Origin of the sequence: Occallatibacter sp., from assembly GCF_049802275.1 — a bacterium.
Classification (GTDB): Bacteria; Acidobacteriota; Terriglobia; order Terriglobales; family Acidobacteriaceae; genus Telmatobacter.
Genome location: NZ_JBARMD010000483.1, coordinates 1 through 2,336 on the forward strand (window position 1 = coordinate 1; position 2,336 = coordinate 2,336).

Here is a 2,336-nt window from a genome sequence, read left to right on the forward strand (position 1 = left end):
CGAGCAACCGCCGAAGCAAAGCGATGCTGCGCGTGAGGGAGTTCTCCGAGACCGCGGTGTCGCCCCACACCGCGTTCAGCAGTTCTTCTTTGGCGATCAGCTTTTGAGGATTGTGCAGCAGGAACAGGAGAACCCGGAACGCCTTCGGTTCGACCGGGATCACCTCTCCCGCCTTGATGAGACGGAATTCCCGCTCTCGAACTTCTACGTCGCCAAAACGAAAGACGGATTCCTGAGTGACCAGCATCGTGCAACCTTCCACGTTCTGAGGTTGACCTCCAAGGGTATTCACTTCCGCCCCAGCGTCAGGGCGTAGATCTCCCTCGTACCCGCGTCGCGCAGCATAATCGGATTCTCGTCTGGATCGAATCCTACCCAACCGTAGATCCAGCCAGTGGGGCGAAGGCCCGGAAGATCTGCGATGCGTTCTGGTCGCCCTCCCTCCACCGAAATGCGATAGATGACTTGGCGATTCTCATCCAGTGAGCCTAGGAAATAGATCGAACGACTATCTCTCGACCAGGAGGCCCAGTTTCCCGATCCAGACTCTGTCAAGAGTATCTTCCAGTTGTTTGTCTTAAAGTCGTAAACTTCAAGGCCGTCCGTTGCGGGATATGGGTTGGTCAGACAGGCGATATATCGTCCGTCCGGCGACCACCTCGGCGACCAGGCTCGCTTTGGTGGGCGAGGAAGATACGAGATCTTGTGCGTCGCTAGGTCTACGATTCTCAGCTCAGTTTCCGTCCTGCCTTCGTCAGAAGGTGTCCAATACGCCAAGCTCTTGCCATCTGGCGACCATGTCGGATCACTCTCCTCCGCTCTGTCGGCGGGCAGGATTCGGACCGGAGTACCGCCCTGTGATGACACAACATAGATTTTCGAACGCCTGCCTGATTGGCCATTTGGAGGATAGTCCACGAAACTGATCTGGCTGCCATCAGGCGACCAGCGCGGGATTTCCGGGTAGGCCATAGCCTCTGCAATTTCCTGGACCCCCGTTCCGTCCTTGTTTGCCCTCCAGAGAGTTCGACCTGGAAACGACGCGTATGCGACATACCTGCCCTCACGCGAGAAACTTACTTCATCGGCGGATATGCCGCCCAGGAAAGGTTCCACTTGCCCGGTTTGGCGGTTGTAGCGGACAAGTTCTCCCCGGTTTATGGTGCCCTTGATGAATATCTTCTGCCCATCGCGAGAAGGTACTACTGGTGATCCCCACCCTACTGTTCCCCACGTTATTGGGCCAGACGTCAATTGAACAGGCCGAGGATCAGGCTTCCGTACCCATGCATGTCGCTCATCGAGAGCCCATAATTGAAACGCCGGGAACCCACTCCTCTCGGACGAGCTTGCAGACAAGAAGAGAAAGAAATCACGTTCGGGGGTCCAGCCTCCGCAACCTTTGAGGTCATCAGGATGCCAGCCTGCCAGAATCTCATGAAGGTTGGAGCCGTCCGGTGACATTTCCATAAGCCTTCGTGGGCCCCAGTTAAACCGAATTCTGGTGCCGTCCGGTGAATATGCAAACTGGTATGCGTGATCGGGTCCCTCCATAACGCGAATCAAATGCGCTTCTCCTCCGGCACTCGGAATGGTGAATATCTCCCGCTTTGGAGTGGTATAGATCACTTGCTTACCGTCAGCCGACCATGCAGCGTTCCACCCGCGAGTCAGGAACCGAACGGGGCTTCCGGACGTTCCAACCACCCAGATGTCGGTTAGCTGGTCCTTCGAATCCTGGTGACCCCAGGCGAGAAGGCTCGAACCATCGGGAGAGAGCGGGCCAATCCCGGATTCAAACCCCGGTTTAGAGTTCGGAATACTGATGGGGATGGTTGTGATATTACCCCCGGATATTGGCACCTCCCCGAACGCGGCGGGATGCAGGTCCATGTAGATTCTGCTCGCGTCCGCTCCAAGGATCCACTTGTCGAAACGTGGGTCATTGGTGATCCGCAAAGTTTCAGTTATTCGTGGCGGCGTCGGCTGGTGGATCGTATACCAAACGAAGGCGGCGGCTGAAAGCACGACGATGGAGACTACCGCAATCAATCTCCAGCGCCGGCGGCGCAGCCAACTGCGAGGCGGTGTCTGCAGCGAGGCTGCACCTGAGATCGGCACTACCTCCGCAGCTTGGTGCGATGCTGCGGTTCCTTGAATCCTGCTGGAAGCGTCCGCCGACTCTTCGATTTCTACCGGGCAGATCAACCGGTAGCCCACCGTCGATACCGTCTCTATGAAATGGGGTTGGTGCGTGTCCTCACCGAGCAACCGCCGAAGCAAAGCGATGCTGCGCGTGAGGGAGTTCTCCGAGACCGCGGTGTCGCCCCACACCG

General features: G+C 57.3%; 2 protein-coding genes. Both read right to left on the minus strand.

The genetic code is table 11. The features are described from left to right. On the minus strand, positions 1 to 247 hold a 247-nt coding region (locus WA354_RS16845; protein ID WP_472814185.1), incomplete at its 3' end, for a winged helix-turn-helix domain-containing protein. Positions 248 to 288: 41 nt separating this feature from the next. Continuing rightward, a partial coding sequence (locus tag WA354_RS16850; protein WP_472814186.1) for a winged helix-turn-helix domain-containing protein occupies positions 289 to 2,336 on the minus strand: 2,048 nt, incomplete at its 5' end.